The 24,226-nt window shown below is 69.2% G+C and carries 22 protein-coding genes and 2 pseudogenes; 11 read left to right on the top strand and 13 right to left on the bottom strand.

The genetic code is table 11. From position 1 onward, the window contains the following. Positions 1–93: 93 nt before the first annotated feature. The 4 genes and pseudogenes from ACBR40_RS04800 to ACBR40_RS04785 all read right to left on the bottom strand — a co-directional run. Positions 94–546 (bottom strand): annotated as a pseudogene (locus ACBR40_RS04800) (CocE/NonD family hydrolase C-terminal non-catalytic domain-containing protein); the annotation flags it as partial. A 169-nt stretch (positions 547–715) separates the two neighbouring features. After that, entirely contained in the window at positions 716–1,402 is a 687-nt protein-coding gene (locus ACBR40_RS04795; RefSeq protein ID WP_371247553.1) for a response regulator, read from the bottom strand. After that, entirely contained in the window at positions 1,396–2,616 is a 1,221-nt protein-coding gene (locus ACBR40_RS04790) for a sensor histidine kinase (RefSeq protein ID WP_371247552.1), read from the bottom strand. Before ACBR40_RS04790 ends, ACBR40_RS04795 begins: the two co-directional genes overlap by 7 nt. A 158-nt stretch (positions 2,617–2,774) precedes the next feature. Continuing rightward, positions 2,775–4,100, bottom strand: a complete 1,326-nt coding sequence (locus ACBR40_RS04785) for a hypothetical protein (RefSeq protein WP_371247551.1) — start codon at positions 4,098–4,100, stop codon at positions 2,775–2,777. Between the two features lie 182 nt (positions 4,101–4,282). On the opposite strand from ACBR40_RS04785, the gene ACBR40_RS04780 reads away from it, so the two are divergent. After that, on the top strand, positions 4,283–5,404 hold the full coding sequence (locus ACBR40_RS04780; RefSeq protein WP_371247550.1) for a tyrosine-type recombinase/integrase: 1,122 nt from the start codon (positions 4,283–4,285) through the stop codon (positions 5,402–5,404). 175 nt (positions 5,405–5,579) lie between these two features. On the opposite strand, the gene ACBR40_RS04775 is transcribed toward ACBR40_RS04780, so the two are convergent. From ACBR40_RS04775 to ACBR40_RS04765, 3 genes are all read right to left on the bottom strand, one after another. Then, a complete protein-coding gene (locus ACBR40_RS04775; protein WP_371247587.1) occupies positions 5,580–5,693 on the bottom strand; it encodes a hypothetical protein in 114 nt (37 codons plus the stop codon). 12 nt (positions 5,694–5,705) lie between these two features. After that, entirely contained in the window at positions 5,706–5,861 is a 156-nt protein-coding gene (locus ACBR40_RS04770; RefSeq protein WP_371247549.1) for a hypothetical protein, read from the bottom strand. A 166-nt stretch (positions 5,862–6,027) separates the two neighbouring features. Continuing rightward, positions 6,028–6,513 carry a hypothetical protein gene (locus ACBR40_RS04765; protein ID WP_371247548.1) on the bottom strand — a complete coding sequence of 162 codons (486 nt, stop codon included), beginning with the start codon at positions 6,511–6,513 and terminating at the stop codon, positions 6,028–6,030. Positions 6,514–6,797: 284 nt separating this feature from the next. Between ACBR40_RS04765 and ACBR40_RS04760 the strand changes: the two genes are divergently transcribed. The 3 genes from ACBR40_RS04760 to ACBR40_RS04750 are packed head-to-tail and all read left to right on the top strand — an operon-like array spanning position 6,798 to position 12,140. Further along, positions 6,798–7,712: a radical SAM protein gene (locus ACBR40_RS04760; RefSeq protein WP_371247547.1), complete on the top strand. Its 915-nt coding sequence runs from the start codon at positions 6,798–6,800 to the stop codon at positions 7,710–7,712. Further along, positions 7,709–8,140 carry a DUF6375 family protein gene (locus tag ACBR40_RS04755; RefSeq protein WP_371247546.1) on the top strand — a complete coding sequence of 144 codons (432 nt, stop codon included), beginning with the start codon at positions 7,709–7,711 and terminating at the stop codon, positions 8,138–8,140. The genes ACBR40_RS04760 and ACBR40_RS04755 overlap by 4 nt, the downstream gene beginning before the upstream one ends. Next, on the top strand, positions 8,115–12,140 hold the full coding sequence (locus ACBR40_RS04750) for an NACHT domain-containing NTPase (protein ID WP_371247545.1): 4,026 nt from the start codon (positions 8,115–8,117) through the stop codon (positions 12,138–12,140). Before ACBR40_RS04755 ends, ACBR40_RS04750 begins: the two co-directional genes overlap by 26 nt. A gap of 88 nt (positions 12,141–12,228) precedes the next feature. Here ACBR40_RS04750 and ACBR40_RS04745 read toward each other — a convergent pair whose 3' ends face one another. Further along, positions 12,229–12,507 carry an integrase core domain-containing protein gene (locus tag ACBR40_RS04745; protein ID WP_371247544.1) on the bottom strand — a complete coding sequence of 93 codons (279 nt, stop codon included), beginning with the start codon at positions 12,505–12,507 and terminating at the stop codon, positions 12,229–12,231. 759 nt (positions 12,508–13,266) lie between these two features. Here ACBR40_RS04745 and ACBR40_RS04740 point away from each other — a divergent pair. The 3 genes and pseudogenes from ACBR40_RS04740 to ACBR40_RS04730 form a co-directional block, all read left to right on the top strand. Further along, complete coding sequence (locus tag ACBR40_RS04740) at positions 13,267–14,613, top strand: glycosyltransferase (RefSeq protein ID WP_371247543.1); 1,347 nt, start codon at positions 13,267–13,269, stop codon at positions 14,611–14,613. Positions 14,614–14,704: 91 nt separating this feature from the next. Then, positions 14,705–16,312, top strand: coding sequence for a polysaccharide deacetylase family protein (locus ACBR40_RS04735; protein WP_371247541.1), 1,608 nt, complete (start codon positions 14,705–14,707; stop codon positions 16,310–16,312). Positions 16,313–16,378: 66 nt separating this feature from the next. Next, a pseudogene (locus ACBR40_RS04730) lies at positions 16,379–16,492 on the top strand (histidine kinase); the annotation flags it as partial. Between the two features lie 196 nt (positions 16,493–16,688). On the opposite strand, the gene ACBR40_RS04725 reads toward ACBR40_RS04730, so the two are convergent. The 3 genes from ACBR40_RS04725 to ACBR40_RS04715 all read right to left on the bottom strand — a co-directional run bounded on the left by ACBR40_RS04725 (position 16,689) and on the right by ACBR40_RS04715 (position 18,866). Continuing rightward, the gene (locus ACBR40_RS04725) at positions 16,689–16,841 is read right to left on the bottom strand and encodes a hypothetical protein (RefSeq protein WP_371247588.1); all 153 of its coding nucleotides are present in this window, start codon (positions 16,839–16,841) and stop codon (positions 16,689–16,691) included. A gap of 464 nt (positions 16,842–17,305) precedes the next feature. Beyond that, positions 17,306–18,079, bottom strand: a complete 774-nt coding sequence (locus ACBR40_RS04720) for a MerR family transcriptional regulator (protein WP_371247540.1) — start codon at positions 18,077–18,079, stop codon at positions 17,306–17,308. Between the two features lie 16 nt (positions 18,080–18,095). After that, on the bottom strand, positions 18,096–18,866 hold the full coding sequence (locus ACBR40_RS04715) for an alpha/beta fold hydrolase (protein WP_371247539.1): 771 nt from the start codon (positions 18,864–18,866) through the stop codon (positions 18,096–18,098). Positions 18,867–19,047: 181 nt separating this feature from the next. Between ACBR40_RS04715 and ACBR40_RS04710 the strand changes: the two genes are divergently transcribed. Further along, the gene (locus ACBR40_RS04710) at positions 19,048–19,179 is read left to right on the top strand and encodes a hypothetical protein (RefSeq protein WP_371247538.1); all 132 of its coding nucleotides are present in this window, start codon (positions 19,048–19,050) and stop codon (positions 19,177–19,179) included. 264 nt (positions 19,180–19,443) lie between these two features. On the opposite strand, the gene ACBR40_RS04705 is transcribed toward ACBR40_RS04710, so the two are convergent. Then, the gene (locus tag ACBR40_RS04705; protein WP_371247536.1) at positions 19,444–20,829 is read right to left on the bottom strand and encodes an MFS transporter; all 1,386 of its coding nucleotides are present in this window, start codon (positions 20,827–20,829) and stop codon (positions 19,444–19,446) included. 97 nt (positions 20,830–20,926) lie between these two features. On the opposite strand from ACBR40_RS04705, the gene ACBR40_RS04700 reads away from it, so the two are divergent. Both ACBR40_RS04700 and ACBR40_RS04695 read left to right on the top strand, forming a co-directional pair. Beyond that, entirely contained in the window at positions 20,927–21,529 is a 603-nt protein-coding gene (locus ACBR40_RS04700) for a TetR/AcrR family transcriptional regulator (protein WP_371247535.1), read from the top strand. 383 nt (positions 21,530–21,912) lie between these two features. After that, a complete protein-coding gene (locus ACBR40_RS04695) occupies positions 21,913–22,368 on the top strand; it encodes a transposase (protein WP_371247534.1) in 456 nt (151 codons plus the stop codon). A gap of 337 nt (positions 22,369–22,705) precedes the next feature. Here ACBR40_RS04695 and ACBR40_RS04690 read toward each other — a convergent pair whose 3' ends face one another. Then, a complete protein-coding gene (locus ACBR40_RS04690; protein WP_371247533.1) occupies positions 22,706–23,113 on the bottom strand; it encodes a discoidin domain-containing protein in 408 nt (135 codons plus the stop codon). Positions 23,114–23,126: 13 nt separating this feature from the next. On the opposite strand from ACBR40_RS04690, the gene ACBR40_RS04685 reads away from it, so the two are divergent. Beyond that, positions 23,127–23,894, top strand: a complete 768-nt coding sequence (locus ACBR40_RS04685; RefSeq protein WP_371247586.1) for an alpha/beta fold hydrolase — start codon at positions 23,127–23,129, stop codon at positions 23,892–23,894. Positions 23,895–24,226: the final 332 nt, after the last annotated feature.

Raw genomic sequence — 24,226 nt, 5'->3', positions numbered from 1 at the left:
CTGGATTGTCATGCCACAGCGGCCGTGTTCCCGAACTGTGAAGGGGTGAGCATGCCCAGACTGCTGTACCGTCGTTGCCAATTGCGCCAGATCTCAGATACTCGAAGATCGCGTCGCGAGCTCGATCCGGGTGTTCCAGCGCTGACGGTCGAAGAGCTCGACCTGCATGCGAGACCAGAACGTCTCCATCATGGCGTCGCTGACCTCCCGGTCGGGTACGCCACCTGCACCGCCCGACCCGGCCCCGGCATCGAGATCGACGAGGCCGAGATGGAGCGGAAGGCGCGGCACGCTGTGGCGAGATACCGACGGCTCCTTCGTGAGTGGTGACAGCCAGCCGATCGGGAGGATGACGGCGGACGGGTGCCGAAGATCGTGGAAGATCTGCTGGTCGGCGGCGCGCAGGGTGGCGCCGGGTTCACCTGTGCCGGGGTTGCGGTTGTAGCTTGGAAAGGCGCCGCCGGAGACCCGGACGCGGATGCGGTGACCACACCAGAACCGGTACTTAGTGGGCCACAGCCACACCTGCGCCGCCGTGGTCCCACCGGCATGGGCAGGCCGGAGCGGAAGAAGATCTCGGGCGCTCTACCTCGCCGATGACCTCGACGTCCTCCTCCAGCACGGCGGTGCTGTAGGTGAGGACGGCCCGACCGTACGCACCAAGGCCGCTGGTAGCCGGACCCGTCCTCGACAGTGGCGGCACGCGGGCACAGGGCTACCGGCGGGGACGGCCAGGGGTGACCAGGCCGTGTTCGTAGGCGTAGGCGACGGCTTGCGCTCGGCTGGACAGGCCGAGTTTGGTCATCAGGCGGTTGAGGTGGGTCTTGACGGTGGACTCGCTCACCGTAAGCCGTTCGGCGATGTCCTGATTGGACAGAGCGCTGGCGACCAGGATGAGGACCTCGGCTTCGCGGGTGGTGAGGATCTCGGTGGGGCGCGACACAACTCCTGCGGCAGGTTCGGGTGTTCGCTCGGGGACGGGGGTGAACGCTTCGATCAGGTGCCGGATGGCGGTGGGGGCGAGCAGAGTGTCGCCGTTGGCGACGGTTTGGATGCCGGTCAGCAGGCGTTGTGGGGAGGTCTCCTTGAGCAGGAAGCCGGAGGCGCCGACGCGTAAGGCCTCGTAGACATACTCGTCAATGTCGAACGTGGTGAGGATGAGCACCTTGGGCTTGGCGGGCGGGGGCGAGGCGAGGATCTGTTCGGTAGCGGCGATGCCGCCGATGCCGGGCATGCGGACGTCCATGAGGATCACGTCGGGATCGGTGGTCGCGGCCATCGTGACGGCTTCTTCGCCAGTAGCCGCCTCGCCGACGACATCGAAGCCGGGGGCAGCGCGGATCAGCGCGACCAGTCCGGCACGGATCAGCTCCTGGTCGTCTACCACGAGCACCTTCAGCATGGGATGATCTTACTTTCGCTGCCGTCCTGGTCGCCCTCCTCGGGCAGGGGGAAGACCGCCCGGACGGAGAACCCGCCGCCCGGCTCGGGGCCTGACATGATCGTCCCGTCGTAGAGCCTGACTCGTTCGTTCATCCCGATCAGCCCATGGCCGTCGCGGACGAGTGAGGTGGTCAACGGGTCTCCGTCGTTGGTCACGGTCACCTTCAGCTCGGTGACGCCGTAGTGGACGCTGATGCGGGTGGGGGCGCCAGGTGCGTGTTTGAGTACGTTGGTGAGGGCCTCCTGAATGATGCGGTACGCCGACAGCGTCAGTCCACGGGGCAGCGGGCGTGGCGTGCCGGTGACATCGACCTCGATAGATATGCCGGCGGCGCGCATGCGGGCGAGCAGCGGGTCGAGACGGTCGAGTTGCGGGGCGGGGTTGTAGCGCTCGTCCTCGTTGTCGTCGATTTCGATGCGCAGGATGGACAGCAGGCGGCGCAGCTCGACCATCGCCTCTCGGCTGGTGTCTGCCACCGTGTCCAGCGCGGTCCGCGCGGCGGGTGGGTCTTCGAGCACGATGAAGCTGCCCAGGTTGGCCTGCACGGCGATCACGGACATGTGGTGGGCCACGACGTCGTGCAGTTCTCTGGCGATGCGTAACCGTTCATGGGTGACGGCGCGCCGGGCGGCGGCGCCCTGTTCGAGGTGGAGCTGGGCGGCCAGATCGGCGAGTTGCCTGTTGCGGTCGCCGAGCAGCCGCACGCAGGCGCCGATGCTGCATGCGCAGCCGGCCACGAGGATCGCCTGGCCGGCTGCCGACCACATCCGGATGCCGGGGTGCGGTGCCGAGGCATGTGTCCATTCGAGGATGACCAGGACCGCGCCGACGACGGCGTAGGGCAGGGGCCGGTGCACCGTGACGGAGTACAGGGCCAGCAGCGGTCCCATGCTGTTGTTGCCGTAGTGGTAACCCAGCAGGTGGTAGACGGTCGCGGCCGCGGTAGCCACCAGCAGGACGGTGAACGGTGCCCGTCGGCGCCACGCCAGCGGCAGGTTCGCGGCCACGGTGAGCAGCCCTGACAGCAGGTCCGCCGGATAGGTCGCCCGCTGCGGCTCGTTGACCGCCCACAGCCAGCTCCCGCAGGTGAGGGCCACCGCCATGAGGCCGTCGACGAGCATGGGGTGCGCCAGCCGCAGACGCTTCGTCAGGGACAAAAGCCTGCGAACCATTCAGGCATGGTAGTCACCCGCGCCTTGCGGCACATCAGCCTCCAGCATGTAAAACCCTGGGTGGAGGGCGTACCGCACGAGTTGACCCGCGCGCTTTCGTTTCACGAGGATGGCGCGGTGGCCAGGCGATCGGGGGAGCGGCGGTTCGGCCAGGGCGATCAGGGGCGTTCGGAGGAGACGGCCAGCAGCGCGGCGGCCAGCGCCTGCCCGTGGGCGGCCGCGTGCTCGGGGTCGCCGAGCCGAATCCGGGTGTTCTGGTGGTGCAGCACCACGGCGCCGTCCGGGTGTCGGGCGACGGCCTGGATGCCGGCCTCGGGCAGGGTCACGCCCCGCACCCCGTCGCCGAGGTCGCCGCTGAGGTCGACCGGCTCGGGCAGCACCAGCCCGGCGGCGGCCTGGGCGGCCTCCAGCCGGGCGGCGGCCACGGCCGCCTCGAGCGCCGCGGCGGCGGCCCGGCCGCCTTCTTCGCGGAGCTGCTCCCGTAGCCGGTCGGCCTCCTCGCGCACCGTGGTGGTCTCGGTCCGGGCGTCGGCGGCGGCCCGGCGTTCCTGCTCGGCGCGCTGCTCGGCCGCCTCGACACGAGCGCGTTCGCGGTCCAGGTCCTGGCGCAGCCGGTCGGCGTCGCGGGTGGCGCGGGTCAGGGCGGTGCGCAGCTCGTCGAGCTCGCGCTCGCGCTCGGCCAGCTTGGCCTGGTGTTCGGCGAGGGTGTGGCGGGCCTGCTCGGCCCGTTCCTCCGCGTCCGCGCGGGCGGTCTCGGCGGCCTGCTGGGCGGTCTCGGCGAGCTGGCGTGCCTGCTCCGCCTGCTCCAGCCGGCCGCGCAGCAGAGCTCGTTCCTCCTTGAGGTTGCCGGCCTCGGTCACCGCCAGCAGCTCGGAGGCGCGCGCCCGGTCGGCGTCCTGCTCGGCCCGCTTCTTGTCCCGGTCGGCCTGGCGGGCGGCCTGTTCTGCCTGCTCGCGGGCCTTACGTGCCTCGGCCGCGGCGTGCCTGGCGGCCGTGGCGTCGGCGAGCGCGCGGCGGGCGGTCTCCTGGTCATCGCGGCTGGCGGCGGCGGCCTCGTCGGCGGCGCGTTCGGCTTCGGCGATGCGCTCGGCGGAGACGTCGGCCAGGCGCTGCTGCTGCCGGGTGCGCTCCTCCAGCGCCTCGGCCAGGCGGATCGTCGCCGCGGCGTGCTGCTCGAGCTGGGGGGCGATCCGCTCGTCCAGCGCGGCGGTGCGGCGGACGGCCTCGCTCATCGCGCCCTCGTGCCGGGCTCGGCGCTCGCGGTAGGCGCGGGCGCGGCAGGCGTCGGAGCAGTAGGCGCGCTGCCGGCCGGCGCTGGTCACGGCCAGCGGCAGCGTGTTGCCGCAGGCCGGCCCGGCGCACCGCGCCGGCTCCTGGGCCGGTTGGTGTCCGTCGGTTTCCGCGCCGTCATCCGCGGGCGTGGCGATCCACGGGTCACCGGGGGGACCGGCCGCAGCGGAGCGATCTTGATGTCCGGTTGCCATGCGAATGACCGTATCAGAAAAGTGATGATCGCGAACGGAAACCAAACGTTCGTGATCATCACGAATCATAGTGATCATGGAATTTACCCACGGGAATGCGGACTCCCACAGGTAAAACCGCTATGATCTAGGCGTGACGCAGGGGATGCCAGGCCGTGCGCATCGGGCAAGGAGGGACCTGGGTGACGGCACCCGCCGATGACCTGACGGTGCTTGAGGGCGCGCCGGCAGCGGCGCCCGACCTGGAGGCAGGGCTTGTAGCGCTGGCGGCGCTGTCACTGCCGGCGGCCGCGGACCCGGGCGCCGAGAACCGCATCGCCACCGCCGCGGCGATGAAGGACCCGTACGACACCTACCTGGCCGGCCTGGACAGCGAGGAGTCGCGACGCACCATGGGCGGATGTCTCGACCGCATCGCCCGGCTCATCCTCGGCCGCCCATTCGACGATGCCAGCGTCAGCGGGCGCGGCCAGCCATGGTGGCTGCTGCGCTACGAGCACACCGTGCACCTGCGGGCCCAACTCCTCCGGCAGGGCTGGTCGGATGCCCACGTCAACAAGCATCTCAGCGCCCTGCGCCGCGTGCTGGAGGAAGCCTGGCTGCTGGGTGGCATCACCGGGGAGGAATACCAGCGAGCCCGCAGCGTCAAGGACGTCAAGGGCGAGCGCCACCCCGCTGGCCGCTACATCCCCGACGAGGTGATCGGCGCGCTCCTGGCCGCCTGCCTGGCCGACGAAACCCCGGCCGGCGCGCGTGACGCCGCGCTCATCGCCGTGCTGGACAGCTGTGGCCTGCGCCGCGCCGAAGCCGCGAACCTGGCGATGGACGACTACGGCGCCTTGACCACCGGCATGCTGCGCGTCGTCGGCAAGGGCAACAAGGAACGGCATCTGCCGCTCTCGTCGTTCACCACCGGCCTGCTGGAACGCTGGCTGGCCATCCGAGGCGACGGCCCAGGAGCGCTGTTTCCCCGCCTGGAACGCAACGGCGCCCCGCGGATCAAGAACGGCAGGCCCCGGCACATGCAGCCCCAGGGCATCGCCGACATCCTGACCAAGAGAAGCACCCAGGCGGGCACCCGCCGCGTACGGCCGCACGACATGCGCCGCACCTTCATCAGCAACGTGCTACCGGTCGTGGACGCGATCAAGGCCGCCAAACTGGCCGGCCACGCACGACCGGAGACGACCATGGCCTACGACCTACGTCCCGCCGAAGAACTGCGCGACGACATCGAGCGGCTGCGCACCCCTGCCATCCGTCCCCTGAACCGCCTGCCGGATGACCAGCGCTTCGCACCGTAGGCGGCGCTCGGAACCCGGACGGGGACCGCTCCGCGATCACCAAATGGATCAACGGATAGGTACCTGTCCAGAGGACAGCCGAGGTCCGCTGACGGGTGTCGAAGAATCGAAGGTTTTCTGAAGCCTCAGGGTAAGGGCCGATCGCTGCGGATTCGTGCGAGGGCCGGAAACGGGATCAGAGAAGGCCAGCCTCGTGTACCAGGATCGCTGCCTGCACCCGGTTGGCGAGGCGTAGTTTGGCCAGCGCGCGGCTGAAGTGTGCCTTGGCGGTCGTCTCGGTCATGGACAGCTCGCGACCGATCTACCGGTTGGACAGGCCGCGGGCGACGGCGAGGACGACTTCGTGCTCGCGGTCGGTCAGCTCAGCGAGAAGTCTGCGGGCGTCACCGGTCGTGGAGGGGTGGCGCTGTTCGGTGAATGCTCTGATGAGCCGCTTGGTCACGGTGGGGGCGAGCATGGCGTTCCCGGCGGCTCGCTCCCGGACCGGCCGGCTCCGGCGCGCGAGCCGCCGAAGCCGTCGTTACCGCCGCCGTTGCGCAACACGGTCACCATCCGGTATGGCGCTTCGCCTTCCAGCCCCGACGTCAACCGGGCGAGGCGCCTCCGGTCGGCCCGCTCTGACCTCACGGGCTCTGGACCGGACCCGCTGAGGGAGAGCCACCAGAGCCCGCCAGGGCGGGCGCCGCGGAGTCAGTCGCGACAGAGGAAGACGAACGACGACGGCCGTGGCGGGCCCTGGATACCGGGCACACAGCCACCTCCCGGATCACCGCCGCCGACCAAGAACCCACCCAGGCGAGAGCGCGCGCGATCGTGCCCAGGAGCAGGAACAGGACGCCTGGCGCCAGGGCGGCGAGCATCAGTCCACCTGCGTCCAGGCCGAGCAGGCCGCCGACGAGGCCACCCTCCGTCAGCGCCGAGCCGAAAACGACCGCGACACCGCCCAGCAGCGAGCCGTCGAGCTCACCGCGCTGCACACTGCGGCGAGAGTCCGTATCATCGAACTTGAGCAGCTGGCGGCGGATCGGGAAGGCGAGCTCATCGCCCTGCGCCAGCAGGCCCAAGACCGGGAGGAACGGGTACGCGAGACCGAGCGCGAGCGCGCTCAAGGCCGTTCAACACCAGCGCGAGGCGGCCATCACAGCCGCCGCCATGGCGCAGGCCCTGCTGCGTGAGCAGGAGGCCTCACGCCGCCCTGAACACGCCGTCCCGGTACAGGTGATCCCGCCTCTACCACGGATGTCACCGAATCGCCACGTCCGTCATCGGACCGAAGTCCCACCTGCGACGGCTCCAAGCCGGGCGACGCACGGCCAGCCGGCTTCGCATAACGCGGACGGCAGCCGTGCGTCATGGTCATCTGAAGGAAGGTCGGTTCTGGCAGAATATTTCGGTGCTTCTGCTCAAGGTTCGCCAGACCTCATCCGGCGTCCATCTGTTTGACCGGCGCACCGGGCTCAACCTCCTTCTGGAGCCGTCGAGCACCGGGCCATGTTCGCCGTCGCTGGCGCCACGGCAGATCTCGGTGGCGCTGAGCAACGCGTGCGATCTGCGCTGTTCCTACTGCTACGCGCCGAAGACGCCTGGGCGTCTGAACATTGATGCACTCGTTGGCTGGCTTAGCGACCTTGACCAGGAAGGCTGCCTGGGAGTCGGGTTCGGTGGTGGCGAACCCACACTGCTACGGGAGTTTCCGCGACTGTGCCAGCGCCTTGCTGAAGAGACGCAATTGGCGATCACCTTCACCACCCATGGGCATCATCTCGACGCCGCGCTCTGCTCACGACTGCAGGGCGCCGTGCACTTCGTCAGGGTCAGCATGGACGGAGTGGGCGAGACCTACGAGCGTCTGCGAGGCCGCTCCTTCAGCGCGCTGCTGGACCGGTTGGCGGAGGTGAGAACGCTGGCGCCGTTCGGCATCAATTACGTGGTCAACGGTGACACCATCGGTGAACTGGATGACGCCGTGGCCGTGGCTGCCGAGGTCGGCGCTCGCGAGTTCCTCCTTCTCCCTGAACAACCCACCTCGGCCCGAAGCGGCATCGACAGCGACACCACGGCATCCCTGCATACCTGGGTGAAGGCCTACCACGGGTCGCTGGCGCTCACCGTCAGCGCAGCCGCCGCCGATGGCCTGCCGGCCGCCGCACCACTCCCGCAGGAAGAACCCCTGGAGGCATACGCCCATATCGACGCCAACGGCACGCTGAAGAGATCGTCGTACGACGACAGCGGCGTCACGATCGGAGACGGCACCATCATGCAGGCGCTGGCCGCTCTACGCGAGATGAGCGAGGGCACCGCGTGAAGATCTGGTGGGGCTACGGCTCCGAGCATTCCATGAACCTCGTCATGATCGGAAAGTTCGCCTCGGCCGGGGACGCCGAAGCCACCAAGGAGCTGATCGACAAGCTCGCGGCCGGCGTGCAGAAGGATATCGACGCCGGGCACATCGAGGTCGGCGAACCTGACCGGAGATTCAGTCCGGCCATGCTCGACCTTCTGATGTCGCTCAACGTGCACTACCTGTCTCCCGCTGATCTTGAGCAACTCGTCTACGACACCAAGGTCGTCGCCCGGGGCGACTCCATAGTCATTCGCACCGATGAGTCCGACGTGCAGGCCATCCTGAAGATCTTCGTCAGCAGGGGGGCGCGTATCGACGTCTTCTCGGCACACGACTATCCGGGCGAAGAGGAGAAGCTTGCCGATGACGGGGCTCCTCGCCGTGGTTAGCGTCAGCTGGGATGCCTTCACCCGCTTGCCGGGCGCGGCCACCTACAACTTCGAGATGCTGTGCCGGCACCTCATGCACCGCCATTACGCCGCCTACGGGGACTTCAAGGCGACCGCGAACCAGGCCGGCATCGAGTTCCATCTCCAGTTGGACCGCCCGTGCGCCCTCGGCCAGGCGGGCCGCTGGTTCGGCTGGCAATGCCGTTGGTACGAGCTGCCGTCGGGACGAGCCATCGGAGCCACCAGAAGAGCCAAAATCGAGGAGGCCATCAAGACCAGCCTGCGAGATCTTCCGGGGCTGACCGACTGGGTCCTGTGGACTCGTCACCCGCTCACGAAAGGTGATCAGGAGTGGTTCTACGGGCTGCAATCCATCGCCGGCAGCATGCGGCTCACCTTGTGGACCAGCGCCAACGTCGAAGAGCACCTGGCGGGGCCGGGTGAGTTGTACCGCGCCACGTACTTCGGCGACTTGGTTCTCACCCCTGAGGACCTCGGGGAACTGCACGAGCGGTCAGTGGCCCCGGTTCGTTTCCGCTGGCTGCCCGAGGCGCATCAGCCGATCGATGCGGAGCGGGTCCTCCAGCAGATGCTCGGCGGCAGCCGGGCCCAGGCTCAACTCGACGTCGCAGGATACGAACTGGAGCTTGCACGTGCTGAGCTGCTGCGGCGGCTGCCGGCTGACGTCCCGCCCGACCTGCACGAGCCGACAGGAGCCTTCGCGGCGTTCCTCGGCAGCGTCCATGAGCACGTGAGGGCGGTGAAGGACTCGCTTGCCCAGGCCGATTGGAAATCGCTCGAAGAGCTTTTCGGCAGCAGTCTTCGACTGCTCCCCGAGCACCACGCGCTTCTCCGTCGCCTGCGAAACGTGCGAAGCCCGCTGGCACCACCGGCAACAAACGCACTGGACGATGTCAGAAACACCCTCGCCTTGCTGAAAACGCTCAACGAGCAGCTCAGCGTCCGCATGGTCGCCGTCGTCGCCGACGCGGGAAATGGAAAAACCCACCTTTCTGCTCAGATCACCCGCGCCGGGACGGACCAACCAGCGGGGATCTTCCTGCAAGGGCGCCAGCTCGCCGTACGGCACACCTTGGACGACCTTGCTCGCACCATTTCCATCAACGGACGGCCCTGCCCGAACACCGAGTCGTTGCTGGCCGCGCTCGACGCCGCCGGAGAGCGGGCCAAACGGCGACTTCCCCTGGTGATCGACGGGCTCAACGAGTCCGAGGATCCGCGGCAGTGGCGCAACCTGCTCAGCTCGGTGAGCACGCTTCTGGCGCGTTATCCCCACGTGCTGCTCGTGTGTACGCTCCGCAAAGCCTTCACCGAGGAGTGCCTGCCCCTGGGGACGCATCAGCTCGTCGTCGAAGGCTTCAACACGGATCGCGCCAACGCGATAGAGCGGTACTTCGCCTGGTACCGCATCGACGGCACCGATGCGGATCTCCCGGAGACTCTTCTGGACAATCCGCTGGGGCTTCGCCTCTTCTGCGAGGTGACCAATCCCGACCGCGCCGACGTGGTAGGTATCGAAGCGATGCCTGGCTCACTTGCCGGTGTCTTCGACCGCTACTTGGAACAGGTAGCGGACCGGGTTGCCGAGCTTGCCCCCGCCACTTTCCGCATCCATCGAACGGAGGTGCGCGCGGCGTTTGAGAAGATCGGCCGCGCCTTGTGGGAGCACCAGGCCAACGGCTTCGGGTTCGGCCGACTTCGCGGGCTCATCGATGCCGATCAACAATGGGATCACAGCCTCGTCCGCATGCTCGAGCAGGAAGGCATTCTTCTCCGCGCACCGTTTCCCGGGCGGCCAGGCGAGGATGCCCTGTTCATCAGCTTCGACGCGCTGGCCGGACATCTGATCGCCGATGCGTTGATCGCCGAGCGGGATCGCCAGGCGGTGGAGCGATGGCTGTCGGCACCGGAGACCACCGACGCCTTCGCTGGGGATCGTGACCACCGGCATCCCCTCGAGGAAGACATCTTCACCGCGCTCGCGGGCTTGTTGCCACGGCGTCGCGAGCAGCAGCTGTGGCGCTTGGTGGAGGACCAACTCAGGGAGCGCGCGCTCCTATTGAGCACCGCGCTCGAACCGTCCTATCTTGACGATCCGACTGTGGAGGCGCTAGCGACGCTCGCGCGCAAGGAAGGTGCTCACCAGGCGCAGCTGTTCAAGTCGCTGCACCTGGTGCGCGGAGCCCCCGCTCACCCGCTCAACGCCGAATTCCTCGACCGGGTGTTGCGCCAGATGGAGGTGGCCGGACGGGACCGTACCTGGACGGAGTGGGCCCGAGGCCGGTGGAGGGACCTGGCGCGCGACCTGCGCGAGCTGGAACAGCGCTGGATGGCGGAGAGACCACTTTCTGATCGCCGTGACGCGCTGCGCGCGCGATGGTCGATGTGGCTGCTGACGAGCACGGTCCGAGACCTGCGCGATCAGGCAACCCGGACCCTGTACGCGTTCGGCCGCAGATCGCCTGGCGACCTGTTCAACCTCGCCATTGATGCTCTCGACATCAACGATTCCTACGTTTCCCAGCGTGTCATGGCGGCGGCGTACGGCGTCGTCACGGCGCACCAACTACCCGATGAAGACTTCAGCGCGGCTCTGCGGTCGTTCCTTACCGGCCTTGATGCGACGCTGATCGGCACCGAAGCGGCACGGCCGACGAGCGACTGGCTCATCAGGCTTTATGTGCAGGGAGCCGCCCACTTAGCGGCCACCTACTATCCCGACGCCCTACCGCAGGGGCGGTCGGGCACCGGCGAGTTGCCCTTTGGCGCATGCCCGCCACCCGACCCAATCACCGCGGACGACCCACGCGACGAGGAAGTCAGCCACGCGCTTCGCATGGATTTCGAGAACTACACGGTCGGCGGACTTATCGACGATCGCACCAGGTATGACCAGAACCACCCTCGATACCAGCAAGTCCTCGCCGAGATCAAAGGCAGCATTTGGGCTCTGGGGTGGCGCACGTCGACCTTAGGCGACATCGACGGCACCATCGCGCATCAGAGCTACCCCCGACGCGAACTGTCAGGCAACGCCGAACGCTACGGCAAGAAGTACAGTTGGATCGGGTTCTACGCGGCCGCAGGCAGACTTCAGGATCGCGGCGAACTCCAACCAGCTTCGGAGCGCCTGCCCGATCTCGGTATCGATCCAACCTTCCCGTGCCCCCTTCCGCCCCTGCCCTTCACAATCCCGGACTGGGCGTCTTCGACGCCGGCAGGCCTCGAAGACTGGGTCACCAGCGGTGAGGTCGTCGTCCCGCCGGAACTGCTGCAGCCTCAGGAACTGGACGGACACCCCGGTCCATGGATTGCCGTGGCCGGGCACCTCGAGACAGACACACAAGCCCCAGGCCGGCACGTGTGGGGCATGCTGAACGCCCTCCTCGTCGACAGCAGCCAGGCCGACACCGTTGTCTCGGCTTTCAACTCGGCCGACTATCCAGGCCGTAATTGGATACCTGAGCCTCCCCGGGACTACTACACCTTCGCCGGAGAGATCCCGTGGCACCCGACATTCGCGCATATCCACGAAGAGGACGATCCGTACGACCCCTACCGCGGAACCCTGCGACTGGGCGACGGCGTCACCGTTCCCGCCGAAGTGCTCGCGCATCATTACACGTGGGAGAGCTACCACTCCGTCCTCAACGATGTCGATGGCGCCATCGTCCCGTCGAAGGAGATCTCCCGCGCCCTGGACTTGCGAGCCCGCGCCCAGGAATTCCATCAGGTTGAATGCTCGGGAGTGACCACAAGCATGTCCTACGGGCCCCCGCCGCGCATGCGAGGTCACCTTCTGTACATACGGCAAGAGGCTCTCCAGAGATATGCCGAAGGTCGCACCCTCGTGCTTCTCTGGTGGGGAGAGCGGCAGCCTCGTCCTTTCCCCTCTGACCGTCCTGCCAGGCTTATGAACATCTGGCAGAGCCACCAGCAAGTGTGGCGCCTTGTTCATCACATCAGCCTTGAGAACTGAACACCTCTGGAGCAATTGCAACCAGGTCCTGGTAATTACTGAACCGCCCCGAGCTTGGTGGAGACTTTGGTGTGCCCTGGGTTGAGTGCTAGGGCTTCGGAGTGATGCTGAGCGAAGTAGATCGCCTCGAACTTCTCGGGCGGCAGGTGTTAAACCAGACCACCCATTCCGCAGTGGCCAGTTCCACCTCGGCCAGGCTGCGCCACGGACCCCGGAGCTTGATCAGCTCGGTTTTGCAGAGCCCGATCTGCGATTCGATCAAGGCGTTGTCGAGCGCGTCGCCGACGTGCCGATGGACACATCGATGTCGGCCGCCAGCAGATAGGGGTCCTAGGAGCAATGGGGCAGAATCCAACGAACCCGCCATTGACCTGCAGTGACGCAGTGTTCCATTTCGAGGTAAAGGACTTCGTCGTAGTTGTTGGTGCTGACGGCTGATCCGCGGGTCAGCGAGGTTAGAGCCCCTTGTGGAAGGCGGCAAACTCGGCGCGGGCCTGTTCGACCGCGTCGGGGTGGCGCTGGCCCTTCTCGTGTTCTGCGAGGGTGGGATAGATGCTGGAGGGGGGCTGCGACCTTTGTGCTTGCCGATGGGGTGATCAGATCCTTGCGGATCTTTCGACGGGTTCGCCGGCACGCGGCAGTGCGGGGCATGATCTCCAGCGAACTGCGCGGCCTGGAGCCAGCGCTCGGCGTCCCGCAAGTCCTCCATCATGAGATCCACCCTCCCAGTCGGCGCCGTATCCGCGCGAGGATGTTCACGCTCGGCTGATCTTTGCAGTCCGATCCAGGGACTCCGATCGATCGATCCTGACCATCGGTCCCGACCGGCAGGGGAACGCGAGCCGAGCTGTGACGCGACGCCACCTGTGGCACGTCATAGCCCGTCTTCCGCAAAGCTATGGTGTCAGTCCTTTCCGGCCTCAGCGGCCCTGGCTAGGGTGCTTCTCGATCAACTGGCGATCACTCCTTCACGCCCAGCACAGGGGATTTCGTGCGCCCTCCATCCGTTGTTGTTCCGCCCGCTGTCACCACCCCCGGCACGCCGTCCCCCCGAAGATCCCGGGAGGAACGGATCCGTGCGCGGCTGCGCCGCCTGGACCACGGCGTTCAGCACGGCATCCGGCGGGTGGCGACGCTGGTGCTGCTGTTCCCGCTGCTCCTGCTCCTCGGCAGCGCCGTCCCGTACGTGCTCCAGGCTCCGCTCCTGCTCGGCTACGGCTGCCTGGTGCTCACTTCCACGATTGTGATCTTCTATCTGGCCTACACGAGGTACGCCGACCCGGCCGTGCATCCGCCACGCGCACACCGCCGCCGGGACACGGACCTGTTCGTCCCGCTGCCCGCCCAGCCCACCGTCAGTTTCCTGGTCGCGGTGCGCAACGAGGAGTCGGGCATCGAGGCGTGCGTGCACTCCATGGTGGCAGGAGACCTCGACGGCGTGCAGGTCATCGTGGTGGACGACGCCTCCACCGACGGCACGCCGGACATCCTGCGGGAGCTCGCCCGCGAGTTGCCCATCGAGGTCCTCTTCCTGGAGGAGAACGTCGGCAAGAAACGGGCGCTCGTCCGCGCCATGGAACGTGCCGAAGGAGAGGTGATCGCCTTCACCGACTCCGACTGCGTGCTGGCCGCGGACGCCTTGTCCCGCTGCGTCACCGCGCTCGTCAGGCACCCCGAACTGGGCGCCGTCAGCGGGCACGCGCGCGCACTCAACGCCGAGCAGAGCATCCTCTCCCGCGCACAGGACGTGTGGTACGAGGGCCAGTTCCGGGTGATCAAGGCGGCCGAGTCGGTCTTCGGCGCGGTCACCTGCGTCTCCGGGCCACTGGCGGTCTTCCGCCGGGGCGCCATCTACAACTACCTCCCCGCCTGGGCCGAGGACCGTTTTCTCGGCGCTGAGTTCCGTTTCGCCACCGACCGGCAGCTCACCGGATATGTCCTCGGCCAGCGCTACCACGGGCGCGACCTGAAGCGGCGGCACGCCGATTCGCCGTTCGTACGGGACGTCAACCATCCCGAGCTGGCCTGGCGCACGTCGTACGTACGCTCGGCCCGCGTCTGGACCACGGTGCCCGACCGGCTCCGGCCGTTCCTGCGCCAGCAGATCCGATGGAAGAAGAGCTTCATCCGCAACATCTTCTTCACCGGCACGTTCATCTGGAGGCGCGGGGTGGGGGCCGCCGCGCTGTATTACGTGCACGTGCTGTGGGTGCTGGCCGCCCCGGTGCTCGTGATCCGCCACCTGCTGTGGGCGCCGCTCAACGGCATGTGGCTGATGACCTGGCTGTATCTGTCCGGAGTGGTGATCAAGGGATTCTTCTGGGGCATGGCGTTCAGGTTCGGCGCGGACGGCTCGTCGCGCTGGCGCTATCGGCTGGTGATGAGCCTGCTGTCCTCGGTGCTGCTGTCGTGGCTGCTGCCGTACGCCGCCGCGACGATCCGGCGCACGACCTGGTTCCGGGGGGCCTCGTGAGACGGCTGCTCAGCCCTGTCGCCGGGGTGCTGCTCGCCATGGCGATCGGCGCACTGTACGTGTTCGTGCTCAGCCGAGGAGAGTGGCTGCCGTGGCAGCTCCTGTGATCGCACGCGGCGCCGCCATACGGCTGGTCAGGGCGAGCCTCACGCTCGTGGCGCTGGCGGCGCTGGCCGCGCCCTTCGTGCTGTCCTGGCGGCTGCACGAGCATCTGAGGTCGGTCGCCGAACAGGAGACCACCAGTCCTGGCCCGCTCACGGCCGACGCGGTGGCCGGCTGGCGCGGCCTGGCCGCCGGCCTTCCCGACCGCGCCGCACCGGTCGTCCTCACCTACCACGACATCCGTCCCGGTGACGGCGGACCGTACACGGTGACGCCGCAGCAGTTCGAGTCGCACCTGAGCGCCTTGTGCGCGGCGGGGTACGACACGCTGTCGGCGGCGGAGCTGGCCGCGTACGCGCGGGGCGGACCGGTGCCGCGAAGGTCGGTCGTGATCACGTTCGACGACGGGGCGCGCGGCGTGTGGATCCACGGCGATGCGATCCTGGCCCGTCACGGCATGCGGGCCTCGGCGTTCCTCATCACCGGCCTGGTAGGCCGCAGGACGTACTACCTGTCCTGGGAGGAGATCTCCCGGATGGCGGCTTCGGGACGGTGGGACTTCCAGAGTCACACCCACGACCTGCACGCCCGGGTCGTGACCGGGCCCGACGGGCGGACCGGGTCGCCGCTGACCCACCGGGTCTACTCCCCCGCGGCCGGCGAGTGGGAGAGTCCCGCCCGCTGGCAGGCGCGCGTCCGAGCCGATTTCGCGGCGGCGTTCCGCGCGTTCCGACAGCATGGGCTGCCGCGGCCGGTCCTGTTCTCCTACCCCTTCTCCGACTCCGGCGACGGCCGGCCGCCGGAGCCCCCGTCGGCCGGCACGACGAGCGGGGCCGTCGCCGACCACATGATCAGGGACTCGTTCGTGCTGGCGATGAGCAACCACGCGTCGCCTCCGATGCCGCCCAGCCGCAGGTCCTCCGCGGCGCAGGCGTACGAGCGGCTGGAGGTCCGGGCGGACACGACGGCCGACGACCTGATGCGCGAGGTGACGCGGCGCCTCGCGATCCCTCCCCGTGGGACGCCGCTGGAAGACCACGAACGGTGGACGTCCGTCAGCGGGGAACCCGTGAGGCCGGGCGGCTTCCCGTTGACCGGCAGGCACCCGACACCGGGCCACGACACCTACAGGTACGCCGCCTACGCCCCCTACGGCTCGGCGGACTGGGACGACTACACCGTGGAAGCGCGGGTGTCCCGGCTTGCCACGCGCACGAACACCGCCGGCCTCTACGCCCGCGTCGGCGGGCGGGAGCCGGTGGCCATCCGGCTGTCCGCTCGCACGGCCCAGCTCATCCGCGGCCGGAGCGGCGGGGACGTCCTCGCCGAGCACCCGCTCACACCCGGCGCCACGCACCATGTGCTGCTCACGGTACGAGGAGGCCGGATCGTGGCGCTGGTCGACGGAGCGATCCGGCTGAGCGCGCCCAGCCGCCACGGCGCCGACAACACCGGCGGCATCGCACTGTCGATCGTTCGCGACCGCGCCGGCCGACGCTGGCCGGTTTTCACCGACCTGCGCGTGACCCCCGGTGGGAACTTGCCGGAATCCGCTGAAGCCGGACGCTCCCCTGAGCCGGAGGGCGCGGGGGCATGAGGGCGGTCAGGTCCGCCGAATGCGGCTGATGCCGCTCGACCTGGAACGGGCGGCGAACCCCCAGCTGTGGCGCAGGTGGTGAACGCCGAGGAGCGTATCTGGCTGGCCAGGAACGTGCACGACAGCGTCGGTCACCACCTGACCGCGATCCGGCTGCAGGCCGCGGCGGCCCGGCGACGCACCCGCGAAGCAGGCCCTGCAGACGATCTCGGACCTGTCGCAGTCGGCGCTCACCGAGGTACGCGGCCTGCTGCGGACCTTCGACGAGCACCCGCCCGCCATCCAGCCCGGCACCGCCGACCTGAAGCAACTGGCCGGACAGCTCACCTGCGCGGACCGGACGATCACCGTACGCCGCTCCGGGACCGGGGGCGCGCTACCGCCGGCTGTCGATCACACCGCCTACCGGGTGGTGCAGGAAGCGCTGACCAACGCCGTACGGCATTCGGCCGCCACCGAGGTCAGCGTCCAGGCTCCGGGCGAGCAGGTGCTCGCCGACTTCGACGTAGTCGGAGAACAGGCCGATCACGTCGCGGAGCCGATCCCATGCCGGGCCGGGCTCGACCAGGCCTGCGCCGTCGCGCAGGGCGGCGATCAGGGTCCTGGCCCAGGCGTGGCTGGCCGCCGGCAGCGACTCGAAGGCGGTGGCCTCGACGTTGGACGGTTGCTAAGGACGGCGTCTCCGGTCTGACCAGACAGGATGTCCGTGGCCATGCGGGCCTTGGTCATGATGAGCGCGGTCGGCCTTCAAAGAAGATCGTCCAGCCGTCAGAGTCCAGACCCATGCTGGCTCGGCCGCGATCCTGGCAGCTTCGGCACGCCAAGCGGCGGCAACCTGGGGATCGCCGTTGAGGAAGGGCAGCGGCAGGGACTCGAGGTCGATGTGCTCGACCCCGAGTCGTGCACATCTGCGGCTGGACCGATCCCCTCCTCAGCCCGTTCCCCGGGCCGCAGCCCGGGGAACGGGCTCTCTGCCAACGGCTCCTGTCGGTCTCAGCCTCGATCCGGTCGGGGGATGTCGATACCGCCGGCGCGGAGCCTCGCTTCGACGAGCGAGGCCAGGCGGGCCGCGGCGGAGTCGCGTTCTTCGCCGTGGTGGGCGATCAACCGGTAGCGGGTCGCGGTCTCGGTATGGGCCTGCAGACCGGTCACGATCCTGAGGTGGTCGGGGTGGGCGAGGTAGTGCTCGGCCATGTCGGTGGCCAGCTCCACAACGCGGGGATCATCCGGTGCCCAGCCGATGACTTCGGCGCTGCGCTTGGTCAGCTCCACGAAGCGGGGGTTTCGCAGCGCGTGTTCGATGTCGGCGAGGTAGTCCTCGAAGCTTTCGGGGACCAGGGCCTTGGCCAGGACGAAGGATTCCCGGGCGGTGCGTACGTCCTCTGGGGTGAAGCCGAGGGTCGGCATCGCCTCCAGCATCGCCACGGCGCGGTCGGGCAGCAAGGTCCGGTCGCCGCTGGTGAGCCGGTTGAGCATGTCCCTCTGTGCGGCCAACGCGGCGATCCGGGCGGTGAGGTGCTGCTCGACGTCGGCGAGTGCCACGGCGAACGGCGCGGCGTCGCAGTCCAGCAGCGGGCCGATGTCGGCCAGCGGCACCCCGGCGCCGGCGAGCGTTTTGACCTGCACCAGTCTCAACAGCTCGGCCGAGCCGTAGCGTCGGTACCCCGAGCTGTCGCGCGCGGGCTCCTCCACCAGCCCGAGCTTGTGGTAGTGCCGCACCGTTTTGATCGTGATGCCGGCGAACGCGGCCGCCTGGCCGATGGTCACCCCTGCGGCCATGGGCTCAGCGATCCTCTCGCACCTGCGCGGCCGCGGCGGCCTCCCGCACCGCGGCGGCGATCGCTCGGAAGTCCTTGCGCAGGATCTGGGTGTGGTTGCTCTCGACTTTGGTGCTGACCCGTAGGTTGGGGTTGCGGTGGAGCACCGGATCGAGAGAGGCGCGCATCTGCTCCATCTCCTCCGCGCCGCCGCCGAGGTTGGCTCCGGAGGCGAGGATATATCGCACCGGGCAGGACAGCCGGTCCAGGACGGGTTCGAGGGCGGCGCACACCTCGTTGATCTCGATGTTGACCTGGGCGTGCTGAGCGGCACTCATCGAGGCGGCCAGGCCGAAGGGGCGCGCGAGCGGCAGCCCCAGCCGCATGGCGCGAAACGCGCGCCGGATCCGCTCCCGGTTCTCCTCACCGGTCAGCCCCCAGGGGACCGCGCCGTCGACCGAGACCACACCGGCGATCCGGTCGGGGTTGCGATCGGCCCAGTGCACCGCCAGCGCCGCACCATAGGACCAGCCGACCAGCAGCGGCCGCTCCACCCCGGTCGCATCGAGGACCGCGTCGACGTCGCGCAGACATCCCTCGAAGGAGTAGTCGGCCGACCGCTTCGACTTGCCGCGGGCGCGCTCATCGTAGGTGAGGTGTCGCCACCGGGGGCCCAGTTCGGCGATCACCCGCCGCCAGGAGCGCTGGCTCGCATAGGAGCCGCTGAGATACACGACGGCTTGACCGGGGCCGCGGGTATCGGTGACCGCCAGGGCCGTGTCGTCGACGGCCACCATGCCGGCCCATGAGGAAGCGTGTGAATGCGTCATGCGGTCAGCATCCGCCTTGACCTTGGGTCAAGGTCAAGGCGGACCCGCGAGGCCACCGGACCGAGTTCCGGTGGCCTCGACTGAGGCATTAAACGGAGGCATTGACTTGCATCGCCGCATCGGCGTCGGGCGAGCGCCGCTGCAGGCGATGACAGACGTCCTCGTCGACTTCGACGAACGCGACGAGGACTACGACTGGCAAGCCGCCATGCTCGCGGTCATCGGCCAGACTACAGGAGCAAGGCTGACCAGCGAGTGGCTGGAACAACCACACCCGTAACAACGGTCCGCATGACCGACGGAGCACGCTGAACCCCTGAGCGCTCAGCTGGGAAACGATCACATGCATCTCGGGAAGCGACCTTCGCCTGGGCGTCATCGTCGCTGCTCAACCACGCTCGTGAACACCCCACGCTGGAGGAGATGGGCGAGCTGCTGTCCATCACCGACCGGCTCGACAACAGCGGCGCGACCGCACCTGCCGCTGACTTCTGCCTGGCGCGCCGACGACGCTGGTCGGCGGAGGGGAGGGCCCGATCCGCGTTCAGGTCTCCAGCCTCCCGCCTTGCCGTGTGGCACCCGGGGTGGCGTCGCGCCGTCGCGGCAGCGCGGCCGCCAGGAGGGCGACGGCGGCCAGCACCACGGCGATGGCGGCGAAGGCCTGTCCGTAGCCGGTTGCCAGCTCCGGCGCCCGGGCCGGGCCGGCACGTTCGCCGTCCTGCCCCGCCGTGAGCGCGACCAGGGCGGCCAGGCCGAGCGCGCCGCCGATCTGCTTGGCGGTGTTCATCAGCCCGGATGCCGCCCCCGCGTCGGCGGTGGCGACGCCCGAGGTGACCGTGACGGTCAGCGGCGTGTTCAGCAGGCCGCCGCCGAGCGAGATCAGCACGGCCGGGCCGGCGATGGCCGTCAGGTAGTCCTGGCCCGGGGCGATGCGGCTCTGCCACCAGAAGCCGGCTGCGCCGATCAGCGCCCCTGCGACGATGAGCACGCGATCGTCGGCGCGGCGCATCAGCCATGGCGTCAGGCGCAGGCCCACCAGCATGGTCAGCAGGGTGTGCGGCAGGAACGCCAGCCCGGTCTGCAGCGGCCCGTAGCCCAGGACGTTCTGCAGGGACAGGGTCAGGAAGTACCACATCGGGTTCAGGCACGCCCCGGCCAGCAGCATCGCGATGTTGCCCAGCCAGATCGACCGCGGCCACACCAAGCGCGGCGGGATCAGCGGCGCCCGCGCCACGCGCACCTCGACCAGCGCGAACACTGCCAGCAGGACGGCCCCGGCGAACGCTACAGCGGGCGCGTCCGACAGGCCGTAGGCCAGCGCGCCCAGCGCGGCGGTGGCCAGCACCGCGCCGAGCACGTCCAGCCGCCGCCCGCCGCGCATGTCGGGGCCGGCGGCCAACCGGCGGGTGGCGGCCAGGCAGACCAGCCCGATCGGTACGTTGATCAGCAGAATCGCCCGCCAGGACAGGTATTCGGTCAGCGCCCCGCCGATCACGTTGCCCGCCGTGCCGCCGGCCAGGCTGACGGCCGTCCAGATCGCGATCGCGCGGGTGCGGCGCGGCCCCTCGGGAAAGACAGAGGTCAAGATCGTGAGCGTGGCCGGGGCCAGCACCGCCGCCCCTACCCCCTGGCCGGCCCGGGCGGCGATCAAAGCGCCGGGCGCGGCCGCCAGCCCACCGGCCAGGCTCGCGACAGTGAACAGGGCCAGGCCGGCGGTGAGGACGCGCCGGTGCCCGTACAGGTCGGCCAGCCGCCCGCCGAGCAGCAGCAGCCCGCCGAAGGCCAGCGCATACGCGTTGCCCACCCACGCCAGGTGACGGGTGTCGAAGCCGAGTGCGGCCTGGATGGACGGCAGCGCGACGTTCACCACCGACACGTCCAGCACCACCATGAACTGCGCGGCACACAGCAGCGCCAACACGACCGGCACCCGCCCTCCCCCTCATATGACGATGCGATCACATTGTTTTACCGTGACTTCAGCATATAATCCAATGCGAACACATCGAAAAACGGTGGGAGGGGTCATGGGCCGGGGACCGGGAGCACACCACGCGCAGCGGCGCGCCGAGATCGCCGACGCGGTGCTCGCCATCGTCGCCGACCGCGGCCTGGCCGCCGTCTCACTGACCGAGGTCGCCGCCCAGGCCGGCATCTCACCTGGCCGCGTACAGCACTACTTCCCGGCCAAGCGGCAACTCATCGAAGCCGCCTTCGAGCGCGGCAACGAGCTGTCCAGCGCCCGCATCCGCGCCAAGGCCGGCGCCGACCTGCAGGCCGCCGAGCCGCGCCTGGTGCTCACCACGGTGCTGGGCGAGCTCATCCCCTACGACGCCGCCACCGAGGCGCACATGCGCGTGCGGCAGTCCTTCCACGCCTTCGCCTTCGCCGAGGAGACCATCGCGGCCCGGCTGCGCGTCCTGTACGCCGACTTCCACCGTCAGATGGCCGACCTCATCGCCCGCGACCAGCAGGCCGGACACATCCCCGCCGCCCTCGACCCCCGCGACACGGCGCTGGCCCTGGTGGCGCTGGCCGAAGGGCTCGCCGCCTACGTGCTCACCGGCGTCACCCCCGCGAGCACCGCCCGCCAGCAGGTACTGGCGGCCGTCGCCGACCTCTACCGCTGAGTCACGAGCCCATCAAGCGGTTGGTCCCAGGAGTGCCGCTCACCACGGTCCGCCGGCCAGGGTGAGGGGCATCGCGGGGGTCGAGCTAGGGGCGCCGGCCCGATGGGGGCTGGCGGCCAAGGCGCCCACGCGGCGGGATCCGGCAGCCGATCGGCAGGGCGCGACGCTGCTGGCCACAGTGCGACACCTCGAGACCGCCTCGGTCGATGACGCCCTGGACGTGCTCGATCTGCTGATCTCCTCCAACCTGCTGGCTCGCGCGGAGCGAGCGGGCAAGGCCGAGCAGCTGCGTACCTTCCCGCGGCTGCGCAGGGCGGCGCGGACGATGGCCTCGGCGACGGAGGTACTGATGGCCGTGCCGAAGGCGACCGAGGAACCTGCAGGTGCCCGACTGCCAGACGCGCACGGGCGGGCGGCCGGAAAGGCACCACCGCCGCGACATCTTCGACGCGATCAGGTACGTAACCGACAACGCCTGCAAATGGAGGGCCCTGCCCGCCGACTTTCCGCCTTACCAGACCATGTTCGGCTTCTTCAGCCGCTGGACCAGGGCCGGGGTCTTCAACCGGGTCCGTGATGAGCTTGGCCGCGCCATCCGGCTACGCGCCGGACGCTGCCCCAACCCGGTCGCCGGCGTCATCGATTCCCGGTCGGTGCGCGCCGCGGCCACCGTCACCGGCCGCTCCCGCTCCTACGACGCTGGGAAGAAGGTGCCGGGAAGCAAGCGTCACCTGGTCGTGGACACCTTCGGCCTGCTCATGATGGTCATGGTCACGGCCACCGGGCAGCCCGACCGCGACGCCGCACGGGAACGCCGTCGCACAGCGAAGCCCACCTGACCATCACCGCGATCACGCTCATGACCAGACGAATGACCAGGAAGAGGCCGTCGGCATGGGTCCGCAACCCAGCCTCCGCGCCGCAGGCCGCCTGAAATGCCCGAACCCTCCGGGGGAGTCCTGGCCCGAGGACATGGACTCCCCCGGCGGACCTTGCTTACTCCAGGACGAAGAGCGCCCAGTTTTGAGTTGAACTGATGCGATGGTGCCTGCACGTGTAGTCCTTGACGGTGCGTAACCCGGAGCGTCGCCGGGGTCCCCCCCCGGGGCCTGCGGCGACGCCGCTCATCTGAGCTGTGTGGCGATTCTCACCAGCGGACCAGCACCTCTTCCAACGTCATTCGTACGGAGTGATCTCGGCGATCGCGGCGGCGCCGCCCATTCCGTTGTCCACGCGCAGTCGCAGGTAGCGGGCTTTGACGCCATTGAGGTGGACGTCGTTCGGCCCGGTGATCCGCGGCCAGGTCACGCTCGCCACCTGCGCCCACCAGGTGCCGTCGGCGCTGACCTCCGGCACACCTCTGAGCGGTGTGCCGGTCATGTTGACGACCGGATTCTGGGCAGCCGAGAAGACGGCGGCCAGCTTGGGCACGAATCGGACCGCGGACAGCGTACGCTCCTGCCCCATGTCCACCGTGATGAAGTCCGGCTGGGCGGGGCTCACCGTGGGATCGGCCGCGTCGGGATACCACGAGTGGTAGTAGGTGAACGGGTCACCGTCGACCGCGAGTCGGGGGTCTCCCACGTGCGGTTTGAACGTGCTGGCCGTGGCGGACAGTTCCGCCGGTGGAATCGGGGTTCCCACCGGCGGCGCGGGCCAGGCCCCGGGCGCGTACTCGGGCTTTTCCATCACGATGGGACGATTCGGGCCCGGACCGGTTCCGGTGACCAGCACGTCGGCAGCCCGCGTCGCGCAGGCGGGCCAGGTGGCGGCGCTGCTGGACGACCTCGGCCTCCGTCACGTCGCCGTGGCCGGGCACTCCAGCGGAGGCTACGTCGCCACCGCGCTTGCCGAGCAACATCGCGACCTCGTGGGATCGCTTGCGCTGATCAGTAGCGGCCCGAGCCCGGATGCGCTCCTCCGGCAGCCGTTCATCCTTCGGGTGCTGCTGGCCCCGCCGTTGGGCCCGCTCCTGTGGTCGAGGCGTTCGGATGCGATGATCCGCAAGGGGATCAGCGCGACGGCCGTTCGCCCGGTGGACCTCCCGGACGACGTGGTCGCCGACGTACGGGGCATCACCTACCGCTCGATGAGGACGGTGCTGCGTCAGAACACCGCCTACATCGCCGAACGGAGCGTGCCCGAGCGTCTGGCCGCCCTCGGCCTCCCCGTACAGGTGATCTTCGGCGCTGCCGACCCCCGCTGGGAGCCGTCGTCGGCGCACCGCTACGACGCGGTGCCGGGCGCGCGGGTCGAGCTGCTGCCCGGCGTCGGGCACCTGCCCATGCTGGAAGCACCCGAGACGGTCAGCGAACTGCTGCTGAGCTTCACGGCAACGGGGCCGTCGACGACCCGTGATCCCTGATACCTGGACCGGCCATGTGTCGCCGACCGGGACGCGGTCACCCCCCCCCCCCGGGGCCGGAGTACCAGAAACACACCGCCTGTAGGCGTCTTGCCTGGCGTCAGCGCGTGCGTCGTCGGGCCGCGGGGGGCGAGACGTGGCCTGCAGCTCGGGGGTGGGGCGGCCGGCCGCGGCCAGGTGGGTCAGCGCGCTGTGCCGGAGCTGGTGCCGGGTCCAGCGGTCGCCGTGCGGGTCCAGCTCGGCGGAGGCGGTCTTGAGCAGGTGCTCCGCGCGCGGTAAGACAGGCGGCCGCGGCCGGTGATGGGGCAGATGGCGGCGGCTGCGGGAGCCCT

The organism is Nonomuraea sp. AD125B (genome assembly GCF_041402765.1).
In the GTDB taxonomy this organism is placed as follows: domain Bacteria; phylum Actinomycetota; class Actinomycetes; order Streptosporangiales; family Streptosporangiaceae; genus Nonomuraea; species Nonomuraea bangladeshensis.
Note: the sequence above shows the minus strand (reverse complement) of the source record. Positions and strands in the feature narration are given on the sequence as shown.